This window comes from Priestia sp. SRI_019 (genome assembly GCF_057586255.1).
The window spans coordinates 1,636,351-1,652,926 of the sequence record NZ_JBYCZN010000001.1; the positions used below are offsets into that span (position 1 = coordinate 1,636,351).

The 16,576-nt window shown below is 37.8% G+C and carries 18 protein-coding genes and 1 other annotated feature; of the genes, 14 read left to right on the forward strand and 4 right to left on the reverse strand.

Annotated features, from left to right (window positions below; all coding sequences use genetic code 11):
- Positions 1 to 19 precede the first annotated feature (19 nt).
- From AC2YJL_RS08945 to AC2YJL_RS08965, 5 genes are all read left to right on the forward strand, one after another.
- Positions 20 to 1,093, forward strand: coding sequence for a bifunctional 3-deoxy-7-phosphoheptulonate synthase/chorismate mutase (locus AC2YJL_RS08945; protein ID WP_013057698.1), 1,074 nt, complete (start codon positions 20 to 22; stop codon positions 1,091 to 1,093).
- Positions 1,094 to 1,099: 6 nt separating this feature from the next.
- Positions 1,100 to 1,300 (forward strand) — a binding site (T-box leader).
- Positions 1,301 to 1,348: 48 nt separating this feature from the next.
- Positions 1,349 to 2,515: a chorismate synthase gene (gene aroC, locus AC2YJL_RS08950; RefSeq protein WP_013057697.1), complete on the forward strand. Its 1,167-nt coding sequence runs from the start codon at positions 1,349 to 1,351 to the stop codon at positions 2,513 to 2,515.
- A gap of 20 nt (positions 2,516 to 2,535) precedes the next feature.
- The gene (locus AC2YJL_RS08955) at positions 2,536 to 3,393 is read left to right on the forward strand and encodes a prephenate dehydrogenase (protein ID WP_028409144.1); all 858 of its coding nucleotides are present in this window, start codon (positions 2,536 to 2,538) and stop codon (positions 3,391 to 3,393) included.
- A 15-nt stretch (positions 3,394 to 3,408) separates the two neighbouring features.
- The gene (aroA, locus tag AC2YJL_RS08960) at positions 3,409 to 4,677 is read left to right on the forward strand and encodes a 3-phosphoshikimate 1-carboxyvinyltransferase (RefSeq protein ID WP_369361102.1); all 1,269 of its coding nucleotides are present in this window, start codon (positions 3,409 to 3,411) and stop codon (positions 4,675 to 4,677) included.
- Positions 4,678 to 4,821: 144 nt separating this feature from the next.
- Positions 4,822 to 5,067: a hypothetical protein gene (locus AC2YJL_RS08965; protein WP_013057694.1), complete on the forward strand. Its 246-nt coding sequence runs from the start codon at positions 4,822 to 4,824 to the stop codon at positions 5,065 to 5,067.
- 42 nt (positions 5,068 to 5,109) lie between these two features.
- Here the strand turns inward: AC2YJL_RS08965 and AC2YJL_RS08970 are convergent, their stop codons facing one another.
- Positions 5,110 to 6,654 (reverse strand): FAD-dependent oxidoreductase, encoded by a 1,545-nt coding sequence (locus AC2YJL_RS08970; RefSeq protein WP_369361101.1) that lies wholly within the window; start codon positions 6,652 to 6,654, stop codon positions 5,110 to 5,112.
- 127 nt (positions 6,655 to 6,781) lie between these two features.
- Here AC2YJL_RS08970 and AC2YJL_RS08975 point away from each other — a divergent pair, with 127 nt between their 5' ends.
- The 5 genes from AC2YJL_RS08975 (at position 6,782) to AC2YJL_RS08995 (ending at position 10,701) form a co-directional block, all read left to right on the forward strand.
- Positions 6,782 to 6,940, forward strand: a complete 159-nt coding sequence (locus tag AC2YJL_RS08975) for a hypothetical protein (RefSeq protein ID WP_195696610.1) — start codon at positions 6,782 to 6,784, stop codon at positions 6,938 to 6,940.
- A 366-nt stretch (positions 6,941 to 7,306) separates the two neighbouring features.
- Positions 7,307 to 8,278 carry an extracellular catalytic domain type 1 short-chain-length polyhydroxyalkanoate depolymerase gene (locus tag AC2YJL_RS08980; RefSeq protein WP_028409141.1) on the forward strand — a complete coding sequence of 324 codons (972 nt, stop codon included), beginning with the start codon at positions 7,307 to 7,309 and terminating at the stop codon, positions 8,276 to 8,278.
- A 340-nt stretch (positions 8,279 to 8,618) separates the two neighbouring features.
- The gene (locus AC2YJL_RS08985) at positions 8,619 to 9,038 is read left to right on the forward strand and encodes a CBS domain-containing protein (RefSeq protein WP_013057690.1); all 420 of its coding nucleotides are present in this window, start codon (positions 8,619 to 8,621) and stop codon (positions 9,036 to 9,038) included.
- A 262-nt stretch (positions 9,039 to 9,300) separates the two neighbouring features.
- Positions 9,301 to 9,624, forward strand: coding sequence for a hypothetical protein (locus tag AC2YJL_RS08990; protein WP_369361099.1), 324 nt, complete (start codon positions 9,301 to 9,303; stop codon positions 9,622 to 9,624).
- A 123-nt stretch (positions 9,625 to 9,747) separates the two neighbouring features.
- Entirely contained in the window at positions 9,748 to 10,701 is a 954-nt protein-coding gene (locus AC2YJL_RS08995) for a sporulation protein (RefSeq protein ID WP_028409139.1), read from the forward strand.
- A gap of 29 nt (positions 10,702 to 10,730) precedes the next feature.
- Here the strand turns inward: AC2YJL_RS08995 and AC2YJL_RS09000 are convergent, their stop codons facing one another.
- Positions 10,731 to 12,056 (reverse strand): hemolysin family protein, encoded by a 1,326-nt coding sequence (locus AC2YJL_RS09000; protein ID WP_060746966.1) that lies wholly within the window; start codon positions 12,054 to 12,056, stop codon positions 10,731 to 10,733.
- Between the two features lie 647 nt (positions 12,057 to 12,703).
- Positions 12,704 to 13,336 (reverse strand): spore coat protein, encoded by a 633-nt coding sequence (locus tag AC2YJL_RS09005; protein ID WP_369361097.1) that lies wholly within the window; start codon positions 13,334 to 13,336, stop codon positions 12,704 to 12,706.
- 208 nt (positions 13,337 to 13,544) lie between these two features.
- Here AC2YJL_RS09005 and AC2YJL_RS09010 point away from each other — a divergent pair, with 208 nt between their 5' ends.
- Positions 13,545 to 14,096: a hypothetical protein gene (locus AC2YJL_RS09010; protein ID WP_369361096.1), complete on the forward strand. Its 552-nt coding sequence runs from the start codon at positions 13,545 to 13,547 to the stop codon at positions 14,094 to 14,096.
- Positions 14,097 to 14,118: 22 nt separating this feature from the next.
- Here AC2YJL_RS09010 and AC2YJL_RS09015 read toward each other — a convergent pair whose 3' ends face one another.
- Entirely contained in the window at positions 14,119 to 14,571 is a 453-nt protein-coding gene (locus AC2YJL_RS09015) for a Dps family protein (protein WP_369361094.1), read from the reverse strand.
- 192 nt (positions 14,572 to 14,763) lie between these two features.
- On the opposite strand from AC2YJL_RS09015, the gene AC2YJL_RS09020 reads away from it, so the two are divergent.
- The 3 genes from AC2YJL_RS09020 (at position 14,764) to AC2YJL_RS09030 (ending at position 16,558) form a co-directional block, all read left to right on the forward strand.
- Positions 14,764 to 15,045 (forward strand): Fe-S cluster assembly protein HesB, encoded by a 282-nt coding sequence (locus AC2YJL_RS09020; RefSeq protein WP_195696615.1) that lies wholly within the window; start codon positions 14,764 to 14,766, stop codon positions 15,043 to 15,045.
- 93 nt (positions 15,046 to 15,138) lie between these two features.
- Positions 15,139 to 15,312, forward strand: a complete 174-nt coding sequence (locus AC2YJL_RS09025) for a hypothetical protein (RefSeq protein ID WP_013057683.1) — start codon at positions 15,139 to 15,141, stop codon at positions 15,310 to 15,312.
- Between the two features lie 544 nt (positions 15,313 to 15,856).
- The gene (locus AC2YJL_RS09030; protein WP_369361093.1) at positions 15,857 to 16,558 is read left to right on the forward strand and encodes a poly-gamma-glutamate hydrolase family protein; all 702 of its coding nucleotides are present in this window, start codon (positions 15,857 to 15,859) and stop codon (positions 16,556 to 16,558) included.
- Positions 16,559 to 16,576: the final 18 nt, after the last annotated feature.

Genomic DNA, 16,576 nt, shown 5'->3' on the forward strand with positions numbered 1-16,576 from the left:
TCAAAGGAGGATTTTTAAAATGACAAAATCACTAGAACAATTACGAGGACAAATCGACGAAATAAATTTAGAAATTTTAGAATTATTAAATAAACGCGGTGAAATCGCACAAGAAATCGGAAAAGTAAAAGGTACACAAGGTGTGAATCGCTTTGATCCAGTTCGTGAACGTAAATCGTTAGATCAAATCTTAGCTAACCATAATGGACCATTCGAAGCTTCAACAATTCAGCATATTTTCAAAGAAATTTTCAAAGCAAGCTTAGAGCTTCAAGAAGACGATCACCGCAAAGCACTTCTTGTATCTCGTAAAAAGAAATCCGAAGATACAATCGTTGACATCAACGGTACAAAAGTAGGACCTGGAAACTTAGAATTTGTGATGGGACCATGTGCAGTAGAAAGCTACGAACAAGTAAAAGAAGTGGGCTTAGCGCTTAAAGAACAAGGCATTACGTTAATGCGCGGCGGAGCGTTCAAACCACGTACATCACCTTACGATTTCCAAGGTCTTGGAGTGGAAGGGTTAAAAATCTTACGTCAAGTAGGCGATGAGCTAGGCCTATCAATTATTAGTGAAATTGTTTCTCCTCAAGATATTGAAACGGCTCTAGACTACGTAGATGTGATTCAAATTGGAGCACGTAACATGCAAAACTTTGAGCTATTAAAAGCAGCAGGTTCTGTAGACAAACCAATTCTTTTAAAACGTGGATTGGCAGCAACAATCGAAGAATTCATTAACGCTGCTGAATACATTATGTCTCGCGGAAATGGAAACATTATTCTTTGTGAACGCGGTATCCGCACATACGAGCGTGCAACACGCAACACATTAGATATCTCAGCTGTTCCAATCTTGAAAAAAGAAACACATTTACCAGTTGTAGTAGACGTAACGCATTCAACAGGACGCAAAGACTTACTATTACCATGTGCAAAAGCAGCGATTGCTATCGGCGCAGATGCGGTAATGGCAGAAGTTCATCCAGACCCAGCAGTAGCACTATCAGATTCAGCACAGCAAATGAACATTCCTGAATTCCACAAATTCATGGAAGAATTAAAAGGTGCAGCAGTAAAATTATCTTAATTTCATAGTGATACAGTGATAAGAAACTAGTAGCAAACATTTCCCTGTCTCAGAGAGCTGACGGTTGGTGGAAGTCAGTACACAAATGTGAGCGAATTACACTCTTTGAGTACTCTTTTATAGAGCGGTCAGCGGATCGTTAACAATTCGAGGTGGCAAGCAATGTTTGCAACTAGGGTGGTATCGCGAGAAAAACTCGTCCCTATGACGTAGGGGCGAGTTTTTTATTTTTTATAACAGAAAGGAATCGATAATATGAGATATTTAACAGCAGGAGAATCGCACGGACCTCAATTAACAGCGATTATTGAAGGAGTACCGGCAGGGCTTGAATTAACAGCCGAACATATTAATGAAGATTTAGCAAGAAGACAAAAGGGACATGGGCGCGGACGCCGCATGCAGATTGAAAAAGATCAAGTTCAGATTAAAGGCGGGGTTCGCCACGGTGAGACGCTTGGTTCACCCATTGCTTTAGTCGTTGAAAACAAAGATTTTACTCACTGGAGAAATATTATGGGTGCTGATCCAGTTGATCATGATGAAGAAGTGAAGCGACAAATTACAAAACCTCGTCCAGGTCATGCGGATTTAAATGGAGCGATTAAATACGGCCACAGAGATATGCGAAACGTATTGGAACGTTCATCTGCTCGTGAAACGACGGTACGAGTAGCCACAGGCGCAGTTGCCAAACAAGTACTAAAAGCTGTAGGCGTAAATATTGCATGTCACGTACTTGAAATCGGCGGTGTGAAAGCTGAAAAAACGGCATATGAGTCACTGACAGAACTTCAGGAAAAAACAGAAGCGTCACCTGTTCGCTGCTTAGATGAAGAAGCGGGACAGAAAATGATGAAAGCAATTGATGATGCAAAAGAAAATGGAGACAGCATTGGTGGCGTAGTGGAAGTAGTAGTAGAAGGAATGCCAACTGCAGTAGGAAGTTACGTGCACTATGATCGTAAGTTAGACTCAAAGCTAGCTGCTGCTATTATGAGCATTAACGCGTTTAAAGGCGTTGAAATCGGCGTAGGATTTGAAGCAGCTCGCAGACCGGGAAGTGAAGTCCATGATGAAATTCTATGGGATGAACAAAACGGCTATACGCGTAAAACGAACAATGCTGGAGGTTTAGAAGGAGGCATGACAACTGGGATGCCGATTGTTGTGCGAGGTGTCATGAAACCTATTCCTACCTTATACAAGCCGCTGCAAAGTGTAGATATTGATACAAAAGAGCCATTTGCTGCAAGTATTGAACGCTCAGACAGCTGTGCAGTACCGGCGGCAGCGGTCGTAGCAGAATCAGTGATTGCTTGGGAACTAGCATCTGCTATTATCGATCAATTTGGGGCAGATCGAATTCAGTTAATTCAAGAAAACGTAAAAAAACATGAAGAATACGCAAAGCAATTTTAATGAATAGAGGAGAATGAAAGGTGAAAACACGTGTATTACTTATTGGCGTTGGTCTTATTGGAGGATCATTAGCGCTAGCTATGAAGAAGCATCGTCACGTCACAGTCGTTGGAGCTGATATCAATACAAATGAAGTACAAGTAGCCAACCAGCTAGGTATCGTTGATTATGTAGCTGAAGATATAAAAACAGAAGCAGCCCAAGCAGATTATATCGTGCTTGCTACTCCAGTAGAGTACACGACAGCATGGATACACGACCTTTCTACTTGGAAGCTTAAAGAAACGGTTATCGTAACGGATGTCGGAAGTACCAAAGGTGAAATTATGAAATCAGCCGAAGCGCTGAATAAAAAACGTATTTCATTTATTGGCGGACATCCGATGGCTGGTTCTCATACGAGCGGTGCAGTCAATGCACGAGCGGATTTATTTTGTTCGGCGCGCTATATTTTAACGCCGTTTGAAAATGAGCAAAAAGAAAAAATAGATGCGCTTATGCATTTGCTAGAGCCTACAGGTGCACAATTTGTACCGCTTGATGCAGCTACTCATGACCAAATCACTGGAGTTGTCAGTCATTTACCTCATGTGATTGCGACCAGTCTTGTAAGACAAGTAAAAGGATATTCAGCACAGAATCATCTTGTCACGGAAATGGCAGCAGGCGGTTTTCGAGATATTACGAGAATTGCTTCAAGCAACCCTCATATGTGGAGAGATATACTAAAACAAAACCGTTCTATGCTTTTAACATTGCTTGATGACTGGATGAAAGAAATGGAACAAGTAAAACTATTAGTAGAAAAAGGTGACGGTCACGAATTATTTGATTACTTTTCAGATGCGAAAGAATTTCGTGATTCGCTTCACGCATAAAAGGAGAGACGTATTGTGACAGTAAAAGCTTTACGAGGAACGATTCAAATTCCAGGAGATAAATCCATTTCTCACCGTTCCGTCATGTTTGGTTCGATTGCAGAAGGAAAAACAACGATTAACGGATTTTTGCCAGGAGACGATTGCCTTAGCACCATTTCCTGCTTTCAAAAATTAGGTGTAGATATTCAAATGATTGATGAACAAAGCGTCGTAGTAAAAGGAAAAGGTATACAAGCTCTAAAAGAGCCATCTGATATTTTAGATGTTGGAAATTCGGGCACAACGATTCGCCTTATGATGGGGATTTTAGCAAATACACCCTTTCATTCAACATTGATTGGAGACGAATCTATTGCCAAACGCCCTATGAAGCGTGTAACCGGTCCGCTTCGTGATATGAATATTCATTTAGACGGCCGAAAAGACGCTAATTTTACACCGCTTGTTATTCGTGGTGGGAAAGCAAAAGGCATACACTATACATCTCCTGTTGCAAGCGCACAAGTAAAATCAGCTATTTTACTTGCTGGACTGCAGGCGGAAGGAACAACTTCTGTAACGGAACCGGCGAAATCGCGTGATCATACAGAACGTATGCTAGAGGCATTCGGTGTTAAAGTGAAAGAAGAAGGCTTAACGGTTTCAATTGAAGGCGGTCAAACGTTAAGAGGAACGCATGTAGAAGTGCCTGGTGATATTTCGTCAGCTGCATTCTTTTTAGTAGCGGGGGCTATTATTGCAAACAGCCGCATTGAAATTCAAAAAGTGGGGATGAATCCGACTCGAACGGGTATTTTAGATGTGCTTTCAAATATGGGCGCTTCGATCGAGACAGTCAAAGAAACAAAAGAAACAGCGGAACCCTATGCAGATTTAGTTGTAGAAGCTTCTCACTTAAAAGGTACGGAAGTAGGCGGAGACTTAATTCCACGCTTAATTGACGAAATCCCAATTATTGCACTAGCTGCCACGCAAGCAGAAGGAATTACAGTTATTAAAGATGCTGCAGAGTTAAAAGTCAAAGAAACAAACCGTATTGATACGGTAGTGAATGAGTTAACCAAAATGGGCGCTAACATTGAAGCAACGGAAGATGGAATGATTATTCACGGAGGTGCAAAACTTCACGGAGCAAATGTAAACAGCCACGGAGATCACCGTATCGGTATGATGCTCGCTGTTGCCTCTTGTATTGCAGAAGGGGAAACAATTATTGAAAATCGTGACGCGGTATCCGTCTCTTACCCGCAGTTTTTTGCTCACTTAGAGTCTTTACAGTAGTAAATTCCCTTATTATGTTAAAATAGCAGTTTGAAAGTTGTAAGGAATTTATAAAATTAAAACCAATGACTCTATATTTCGCCGGAGAAATCCGATATAATCATTACAACACCTCTAGTATTAAATAGAATTTGGTGAATGATTATGTTTTTGATGATTGTCTACATCGGGGCCATTTTATTTTTTATAAAAATGTTTATGGATCGAGATTTTATTTGGTTTTTGTTTTTATTGCCATTTTTGATGTTTGTTATGTTTTTTGAAACAGACTATCTTGATCATGTCCCTGAATCTGGAAGGTTAATTATCTTTACGTTTTCTTTTTTAGTCATTTATGCAATGGTTTTGGTGTATAATCGATACTTTAGAAAAGAAGGATGTAAAGAGTAAACTCAAATGTGAATCCATTGATAATGATAAAAAAAGCATGCCCTACGGCGTGCTTTTTTTATCGCTTGAATTGACATCCACTGGTGTAAGCGGCTTTTTAGCAGGGCCTTCTACCACAGATCCGTCGTAAGAGAAACGAGAACCGTGACAAGGGCAGTCCCACGTGCGGTCACCAGCGTTCCAATTCACTTCACATCCTAAATGCGTGCATGTAGTATCGACGCAGTGAAGCTTCCCTTGAGGATCTTTATAAGCCCCCGTACGTTTGCTGCTTACATATACGACCGACCCTTCATCATTTTGGAGCTGATCCAGTCCTTTTTCAGGCATTGAAAACTTACCGGTAATAAAGTGTTCAGCCACATCAAGATTTTGACGAAAGAAATGCTTAAGGCTAGGGTCCGCATAAAAACGAGATGGATTATACAACTCTGCATATGGGTTGTCTTTTCCGGTTATTGCATCTCGAATAATATGTGCTGCAATGGTGCTATGAGTCATGCCCCATTTTTTAAATCCGGTGGCAATAAAGATATTTGGCTTGCTTTCTTTAATGGGACCGATATATGGAATTTTATCAAGCGTAAATAAATCTTGTGCAGACCATTTGTAACGAAAATGTTGAACAGTAAAATTTTCTTCGGCGAACCTCTGAAGGGACTCATAGTGGAACATAGTATTAATTCCTTGTCCAGCTTTGTGGCCTTCTCCGCCAATTAAGATGAGTTCTTCTCCGTCAACTTTTGTTGAACGCAGCGAATGAGTAGGCTGATCAGCACTTAAATACATGCCTCCAGGGTAAGCTTGTTCAACTTTTGCTGCTAACACATACGAACGTTTGGCATACATGCGCGTATAGTAAAAGCCCGCTCCATCATAAAATGGAAAATGTGAACACGCCACTACATATTTGCAAGAAATTCGATGGCCGTCTCTTGTGACAACGGTGGGCGCCGTGCTTTCTTCTACGTCCGTTGCTACGGTGTTTTCAAAAATCAATCCGCCGCTTTCTGTGAATTTTTTGACTAAATGAAGCAGATATTTTAACGGATGAAACTGAGCTTGATCTTTCATAATAGCTGCTGCCCTAATATCAAAATTAAAAGGAAGCTCTGTTGCAAATTCACATGGAATATGTAATCGCTGATAAGCTCGAAATTCTTTACGAACTCGATGATCAAACTCCAGCGTTTCTCCGTATAAGTAAGCATCTTGTACCGAAAAATCACAGTCAATGTTTTCCAATTGAATTAAGTTTTTCATAAACTGCAGAGCTTGTTCGTTTGCTTTATAATACAGCAGCGTTTTTTCTTCGCCAATGTGTGAAAGCAGCTCATCGTAGATAACGTCATGCTGAGCTGTAATCTTTGCTGTTGTGTGACCGGTTGTACCATTTAAAATATTATCAGCTTCAATTAACGCCACGTTCAGTCCTTCTTTTTGTAATAAATAAGCTGTTGTAATACCGCTAATACCGCCTCCTACTACTACAACATCAACTTTTCGATTTTCTGAAAGAGATGGGTATGTTGGAAACTTTAAATGATCGCGCCAGTAGGGTTCAGTATCCTTTGGGATATTTGCCAATTTATTCACCTCCATATGATAAGTCTTATTTTTACCATAGTTTTCTAAAAAATGTATGCAAAATAAAGGAATCTACTCCAATAGCATCTCTTTGCTATACCTATTTAAGCAAACGGAGGGGAAAAGAGTGATTACAATCAGCCCTTGTACGATTGTTGCGAACGAAGCAGAGGTTAAACAAAAATATTTGCTCTTTAAGATTCTTCTTTTTCAACGTGGCTTCCGTACCTGCACCTTGCCGTTTGCTACGATAGAACTGGTGAATAAAAAGCAGAGTATGAAATAGTAAAAGTTACAGATTTAAACATGAAGAGCAATAAATTCATATAAATGATAGGGAGCATCATATAATAAAAGTATAGAGGCTTAATTCGGCAAAGGGTATTTAAACATCAGGGTCCAAATAAAAGGGCAAACGGCATGTTTGTCCTTTTTTCATGATTATAGTGACAATTTTCATATATAGTAATAAAGTATATATATAGCAAAAAAATCCCAAATTTTAAGAAGATAAAAAACGGCTTAAAACCAAAACAAGTTGTACTCTCAGAGTATGTAGAACGTGCAAAAAAACGAAATAATATGTAGTATTGTAATACAGGACGTAATTGGGAAGAAAAATGAAAACGTTGACAAAAAGAGGAGGGGTACCATGTTGGGTTCACTACCTAATGTTATAAATACGTCAACGCTTGTGTCTTCAAGTGAACAACAAGAAGCGTCATCTGAATCATTTAAAACATATACTCATAAAGGAAAAAAATTCAAGGTCTATTTACCTAAATCCTATCATATTTTAAAATCTTACCCACTAATGGTTATGCTGCATGGATGTACACAAAATGCAGATGATTTTGCAATAGGCACGCAAATGAACGAGCTCGCCGACGAAAAAGAATTTATTGTCGTATATCCACAGCAGTCTTCTAACTCAAATATGAATAAATGCTGGAACTGGTTTGAACCTCTTCATCAAATTAGAGGGTTTGGCGAACCAGCTATTATCGCAGGAATTGTAAAAAAAGTCCAAAACATGCACTTTATTCAGAAAAATAAAGTGTTTATTGCCGGTCTGTCAGCAGGAGGAGCAATGAGCATCGTTATGGGGGTAACGTATCCAGAACTGTTTGCTGGAATAGGTGTGTCAGCAGGTATCGAATATCAGGCGGCTCTTAACGTATTTAATGCGTATTCTGTCATGGCCAGTAAAGGTCCTTCCCCCGTTAAACAAGGGAGAATTGCTTATCAGCAAATGGGGAAACGGGCAAAGCCACTGCCGCTCATTGTATTTCATGGTAACGCTGATTCTACGGTAAATGTAGCCAATGCAGATCAAGTGGTTCACCAGTGGATTACAACGAATAATCTTGCTTATAACGGAAGAATAGATGGATGGATTCAAGATAGCCCGGTTAAAACGAGAGAAGAAAAAATTCTCTTTGGACGGGATTATACAACATATCGCTACGAAAGCAGCAAGGGAGAATTGGCTATTGATAAATATATTATCAATGGAATGGGTCATGCATGGTCAGGAGGGAACTCAGCGGGCAGCTATACAGACCCTAAAGGCCCCAACGCTAGTCGAATCATGTGGGATTTTTTCATGAGTCAACAAGTATAAACAGAGCATATAATGAGGTTCAGTTGCGTTCTTATCGCAGAGAAGAAGAGCTGAAAGTAGCTCTTCCGGCCCTTATTAGTATAAAGAAGCAGCTGCAGGAACCACTATTTTAACTAGACGTGTTTTTCTAAAAATTAGGATTTGATTATTTAGAAAACGGGTACTGTAATAAAGAAAATAAGAAGTCAAAATTACATAGCTTAGGATTGACAGCTTATAGTTGTAAATGTAAGATAACTGCGAGCTGCATTTTGTATGATTAAAACATTAAAATAAGCCGAAAACTGAAAAAATAAATAGAAATTGTAAGATGAGCGGGTAAGGAAAAGGAGATTAAAAAATGAATATTGCATTTTTCTTAGTACCAAAAAGTGATGTTGTAACACTAAATATTCAATCCACATTAAGACAGGCTCTTGAAAAAATGGAGTATCATCGCTATTCTACAGTTCCGCTAGTTGACGATGATGGTAAATATGTGGGCGTTCTTACTGAAGGAGATCTTCTTTGGAAGTTAAAAAGCCTAGGAGACTATCGCTTTCAAGATACGGAAAATATTAAATTAACAGAGATTGACCGCTATCAAGATTATAACCCAGTTGCTATATATGATGAAGTTCAAAACATCCTTTCAAAGGCAATTGACCAAAATTTTGTTCCTGTAACGGATGATCAAGGTGTATTTATTGGAATTGTGAGAAGAAGAGAAATTCTAGAGTTTTATGCAGAAAGCGCAAGTAAAGTGAAAAATCAAATATAAAAAAGCCATCTCTAGATGGCTTTTTTTCTTGTCTTATCTCCCCCGTACATACTCCTAAAAACAGGCTTAGGTCATGGCCCACAGCAATGCACTTCCTTGTACTAGTTTACATAATCTATTTATATATAGGTATAAAATTGCCTATATAAATCTTATTTATAGATAAGGATGGTTTATGTGAGTTACAACAATAAAAAGAAGTGTTGCTGGTGTTCTAATCAGTATTATTACAAAACTTCTGGCTATGATCCAAGAAGCAGCCATGAAGGAAAATGCTGTCATAACGATTATAAGCATAACGATCATTGTCCTAAACATGATGATGATCATCGTTCTGGACATAAAAAATGCCATCATGGGAGCAACCATGGCGGAGGTCACGACGGTAACCATGGCGGAGATCACGGTGGCAACCATGGCGGAGGTCATGGCGGTAATCATGGCGGTTGTCATGGCGGAGGTCACGGCGGTAATCATGGCGGCAACCACGGCGGAGGTCACGGTGGTTGTCATGGCGGTAACCACGGCGGTTGTAAAAGACGTCGCTGCTGTTGGGGCTGGGTGTTTTAATTTAATAAATAATTGAATTAAAATGAAGCGTTGATTTAGCAGAAAGAACTCAAGAAATTGAGTTCTTTTTTTGTAAGTTGAAACTTATAAACGGTATACTTCGTATATATAGTAAGAGCATTTTGGAGGAGGAAAAAAAATGTTTAAAAAAATGTTTGCTAAAATTGGAGTTGGAGCTGCCAAAGTAGATTTACGCCTAAATGAAACGGCCTATACGCTCGGTCATGTAATTGAAGGAGCTATTATCATCCAAGGTGGAAACGTTCAGCAACATATTAATTTAATTGATGTTGAATTTTGGCTTGAAGTTCAAATGAAAAGCGGTCAAATGCATACACATCGTGTGGAAAGCCTGCGCGCAGCTTCTTCATTTACAATTAATGAAGGCGAGAAAAAAGAAATTCCATTTACATATCATTTACCTTTGGATCTTCCAATCTCTGCGAGCAACGTCAGCTATTTCTTTAAGACACACTTAGATATTGAAGGGGGAGTAGATTCAACAGACCGGGATCCTGTGCGCATTAAAGCTCCAAAAAGCTTATATCAGTTAGTAGAGGGATTTGAAGCACTTGGGTTTAGAGAAAAACATCATTCAGGAAAATTTAACGGATACAAACAAGAATTTGCATTTTTTCCTACGGATTTCTTAAAGGGGTATGTAAATGAGGTTGAGTTTGAGGTAGCCATTGAACGAGAAGGTATTCGCGTGTTATTGGAGCTGGATTTGCCTTCTTTCGGCCGAGAGAGGGAAATAAAAAACGAACTCTTTTTTACAAATGATGAACTAAGCCAGCCATCCACTATCGCTCGCTTGCTGGAAGAAGCGATGGAAGAGATGATGGAAAATCCTCGAGACTATGAGTATTATAAGCCTTCTCACTATGATCAGCATTCACACCACCCACGTATGAGCGGTTTGGGAGGAGCAATGGGAGGCTTTGCAGCCGGTATGTTAGGCGGACTGCTCATTGAGAATTTGATGGATGATATGTTTGAAGACTCGGCGCTTGGCGAAATTGGAGAAGATATTGAAGAAGCCGGGGAGGATCTGTTGGATGGAGATTTTTTTGATGGAGGAGACGATTGGTAAAAGGGATTTTGAATAAATAAAAAGGATGATTAATGATGATCATCCTTTTTTTCTTTCTTCTTTCTTTTTTTTACTTCTATATACTTAATGTGAAAATCCTCTATAATCAGAACTTTAAAGTAAAATTGCTCATGCTGAATGATATCATTTTTGGTCACATCAAACTTTTCGGTTAACACCCACCCGGCAATGGTATCTACTTCTTCATCGCTAATATCCGTACCGAGTAAATCATTTACTTGGCTAATGAGCATTTTTCCATCAAGAATATAATGATCATCTTTAATTTTTTGTACATAAGGAATTTCGTCCGTATCAAACTCATCTCGAATTTCTCCTACAATTTCTTCAATAATATCTTCTACTGTAACAAGCCCAGCGGTTCCGCCATACTCATCAAAAAGAATAGCCATTTGAATACGTTCTTTTTGCATCTTTACAAGCAAGTCATGAATAGGTACAGTTTCAATTACTTTAAAAATAGGCTTGACGTACGATTCTAACGTATTGGTGCCGTCTTTTTCGTTAAATACAATATCATTATAAATTTCTTTGATATTAACAAGACCGATTACTTTATCTTTATCCCCATCTTCAACAATTGGATAGCGCGTATATTTTTCGACATTTGCGATTTGCAAAAAAACCTCTACGACGTCGTCTTTGGAAGCACTCACAATTTCCGTACGAGGAACCATTACTTCTTTAGCTAAACGATCATCAAAATCAAAAATTTTACTCATATATCGATATTCGGATTGATTAATTTCGCCGCCTTCGAAGCTCTCAGATAACAAAATGCGCAGCTCTTCTTCACTATGAGCAGCTTCATTTTCTGAAATCATGGTTATACCAAAAACCTTGGTCAACATACGAGCTGAGCCGTTTAATATTTTAATGAACGGATACATAAGTTTGTAAAACACGATAATCGGTTTTGCAAAGTTCAGCGTAATTTGTTCAGCCATTTGAATAGCAAACGTTTTAGGAGCTAATTCTCCCAAGACAACATGTAAAAAAGTAATAACAACAAATGCAATGACAAAAGATAAAATGCCAGCAAGCGGCTCATTCGTATGGAAGGTAGTAAAAAGAGGGTGAAGCAACCGATCTAGCGTCGGTTCACCAAGCCAACCAAGCCCGAGAGCCGTAATGGTGATACCAAGCTGACAAGCGGATAGATATTCATCTAGATGCGTAATAACATGTTTGGCAGAGACGGCTTTTTTATTTCCTTCTTCTAGAAGCTGATTAATTTTTGAACTTCTTACTTTTACAATAGCGAATTCTGTCGCTACAAAAAAAGCAGTTAATGCAATTAAAACTGCGACTAATAGTAATTTTACGGCGATCATTAAAGTCACCACCTTGTACGTAAATGTATATCTTAAGTGTTAGCCAAAGTGGAGAAAACATGTATTAAATCCGGAAAAGAAAAACGCACATAAAAAAACTGCTTCTATCTTTAAAAAGAATAAGAAGCAGTTTATTATGTTACATGTTCATTTAGGGGAATTAATCTTAACTTTACCATCATGGTCTATCACGTATCGGTTCTACAGTTCAACTGACTTTTAGCAAACGTATTGCGAGCGTGTTATGACACCTCCTTTAACTGTAATCCGAGTATATATGATGCATCTCTCACTCCTTTCTATTGGTTATATTTATTATAATACATAATTAATCAAAATACTACAAATATTCAGAAAATAATTTAAAATGCATAGTTTTTTGTCATTTTCTGAAATATACACAAAAAACGAGATTGAGATATAACAAAATCAATACAATCTACAGACGAATAAACTGAGTAAATGATCTAGTACGGGTCGTTTGGTTACACTGCTAGTGATTTCCGTGCAAAGCTACGCTTTCCCTCCAATCAACAGCTAGAAGCAACTCTAAACAACCTATATTCACCATACTAATGAAAAGATCCGAACGATTCATCGTTCGGATCTTCCTTTACTTAAAATAGTTTGCCCCGGCCTCTTTTTAATTAATGCAGGTTATGGTTATTAGGCATCTGAGGAGAGGCAGTGGCTTTTGCAAAACTTGTGATCATTTGCTGCATATCTTCTTTTGCAAGCTGCGGTACTTGATAATAATGGTGTTTATTTTGATAAAGAGAAATTTCATAAGCCATTTCAATCCAATTAGGAACACTGTCTCCGAATATTCGACGAACAACAGGATTTGTTATTTCTAAAGCGGTCATGGTTAAAAGAGATGCTTGAGACTTAACTAGACCTAGCATATGACCTGATATGCCTTTTTCATTAATTTCCTCAACGGACTGATTCGGCTTTTTAGGCTGCGAAGGCTTTAAGCCATAAACAAAGGTATGAGACTGCTTCATGTTATATACATGTGTAGAACCGGCCGGCTTTTGACCAGTAGAAAAAGCTTCTACGATTAAATTATATTCATTTAAAATAAACTGATATTGCCGATCAATGATATCAAGCAGCTCTTGTTCTTTTACATATTGCCTAAACATCATAAACTGATCCATTACATTAATCGAGCCGGCTAGTGTTTCATGAACGTCAAATAGTTCATGCCCTCCATGGTTCAATTGAGGGGGTACAGCTCCAGTTTGCATGTTTGTAGGAATTTCGTGATTATTCATACTAAGTCCTCCTTAAAATCGGTATCAACTATAGTCTTTAAACTTCTTCGGGTTTTATACTCAAACTTGGTTTATTCATAAAATGTTGCTCTACATAACTTAATTTACAACTAGTTATTTAATTAAAGGATAAAAGTGAAAGGGTTTTATGAAAAAAAAGCGAATATCAATAACAATTCACGATCTATAGATAGGGGAATCAAAAAACATGAATGAGCTGCTGTCATACTCAAGTGAATTAAAACACGAAGCAAATCAACTGGTGGTATCCAATCATTTATTGGACCTGTTAAGAGAATATGGTTGTCCTCTCTCAGGGGAGAGTTTTGAGTTAAATGTCATGACAAATCGCATCATTAATTTTTACGTAGGAAATGATGAAATGGATGAAGAATCTATTTTTCACATGGGGTATCAGCTTACAAAGCGCTTTAACCCTTATAAGATGATAGTTGCTAATGAAAAAGATAAGTATCAGTGGAGTGTGTATATGATTCAGAAGGGAGAAGAGTGGAAGCTTGATATTTCCGTGCTTCCAGAAAATATCGTGAAAAGCAAAGTTGAGAAACAAGAGTTATTAAAATCACTTCTCACTGAAAAGAAGCGGGAATGCATTTTATTTTTCAAGCAGCAAAGCGGATATAATCGCTATTATACGAGTGATCATGTCTATAAGGCTGTGCTAGAAGATGACATTCACGATGATATGTCTTTTTTTATGTGGCTGCAAAGACAAAAAAAAGTAAATCAGCAAACGTAAAAAAGAGCCGCTTAGGCTCTTTTTATGCGTTTACGGATGTTTTTACAGGTAAAGCAGCTTTTAGCATCCAAATATGTTTTTCAATGTTACCGATTGTTCCAATGAATAAGTCAGCTGTTACGTGATCATGCGCTGCTTCTGCTTTTTCAACTCCATTTTTTAAACTTTTAACAAGCAGCGTATAGTCGTTAATTAAGGTTTCTACCATTTCTTCGCTCGTTTGTTCGTCCCCATCTTCAGAAAGAGTAGCTGTTTGTAAAAACTGCTTCATTGTAGCAATTGGGCTTCCTCCAATGGCTAGTAATCGTTCTGCATATTCATCTATATAGTCCGCCGTCTCATTATAGAATTCTTCAAATTTTTCATGAAGCGTAAAAAATTGAGGCCCTTTTACATACCAGTGAAAGCGATGTAGCTTCGTATACAATACGTTAAAATCGGCAATTTGTTGGTTCAATACGTTTTCTAAATTCATAGTTAATAGCCTCCTAATGAGTTGTTTTTATCTTATGTTCATATTATATCAAATATCAAATTAAAATCAATACTTATTTAGAATAATTATTAAATAATAATCAGGATGCTTTTAAATTGCAGTTATTCTCTTTAAAAACTCTAAAGATATGATAGGATAGAGCAAGAGTATTTAAAGGAAGAAGGGTTAGTCATGCATATTACACCAGAAGCAAAACAATTAATTAACAATATACTTGAAGAGCAGGAGATAACAGGAATTCGCTTGTATTTCAAAGGAATTAGCTGTGAAATCCCTAATATTGGGTTAGCTTTTGAAGAGCCTTTTGAAAATGATGAAATGTATGAAGTCGATGGAGTACAAGTAGCAATGGAAACTTCTATTGTACCTTATACAAATGAATTAATGTTAGATGTTCATACCACGCCGTACGGTCCAGGTTTAGCATTAGTTGGGGCTAAAGAGGCTGAATAAAAATTTTATGTAAGAGAAGCTAACAGGTTTGTTGTTTGTTTTGGTAAACCTTGGTTTACTTAATTTAAACGTTAGTGAAATGGAGGGGGACCTATGCTTCTTTCTCATCATGTAACGGTTGAACAAAGACAGCAAATCAAACGCTTTAAGCAGCAAATACAAGACGCAAAAACACTAGATGAGCGCCGTTTGTATCAAGCACAGCTAAATAAATTTGTTGAGCGCCTATTTATTGAGAATCGCTTGCAGCGCAGCGGCGAACAATAAAAAACACCTAGAAAAGAAGCCTTCAAAGAAGGTTTCTTTTTTTTAGTAGATTATTATACTTTTACACCTTGTCATTATTCATTTTCTTATATATCACCTTTTATCTACTTGAAATCCGGTTTTCTGTATGAATATAGAACTAAAAACGTGTAAGTGACTATTAAATGAAAGCGCTTTCTGTTATAGTGAAGGTATAGAATTGTACTTGTTCACCTACAATGTTCATAAGGAGTGGTTTGTATGATTGAAAGAGGAAACTTCTTAATTGGTTTAGCGTGGGGAACATCTTTGAGCATACCTTTATGGATCGCCTTCTTTGGCTGGATAAAATTAGTTTGGCGCTTGCTTTAAATAAATAAAAGCAAAAAAACTTCAGTGAATATGCGCTGAAGTTTTTTTAAATAGCATAAATAGGTATTAAGAACTATTAAATAAATTATAATTTGTAACGATAAGTAAATAAGACTACTATAATATTATTTTTGGTTTTTTTAAGATTCTAATGCTTTAGGTCTTATTACACAACGGAAAGCAGGAGTACAAATTGAAAAGCTATCGTTTAGTAAGTTTCTCTACCTTATGTATCTGTCTACTCGTTTTATTCATTTCACCTTTTCAAGATACATCTAGTGCGTCAACTGATAAATATCAAAATTTCAAGCAGCTCTCACAGCACGAGCCTTCAGCTAGCTATAAAGTGACGACCAAAAAAACGAAAAGCCCTGTCCTTATCTTTGCTCCACACGGTGGAGGAATTGAAGGGGGGACAAGCGAAATTGCCCAAGAGCTTGGCAAACAAAATGCTCTTTACCTATTCGAATCGTTAAAGTCGAAAGGATCACGAGACCTGCACCTCACAAGCACTCATTTTGATGAGCCCACAGCGCGTAAGATGGTAAGCAAGTATGATAATGTTTTATCTCTTCACGGGTATTCTGGGAATGAAAAACATATTTTTGTGGGGGGAACTGACCGGGAGCGTGCAAAAAAATTAACGCAATTATTAAATCAAAATGGATTTCCCGCGGAACTGATTACAAAAGGGCACGATGAGATTGCAGGCATTAAACCTGGAAATATTGCAAATAAAAATCGTACCGGGAAAAGTATTCAATTGGAGATTAGCCAACCGCTGCGAAGTGCTATGTTTCATTCATTCACTTCAAAAGGAAGAGCTTCGTCTAAAACTCAAACTTTTTATAGGTTTACAAATGTGCTTTCTACATTTGTTTCCACTTCTTACTGAATCAAAAAAAGAATGCTT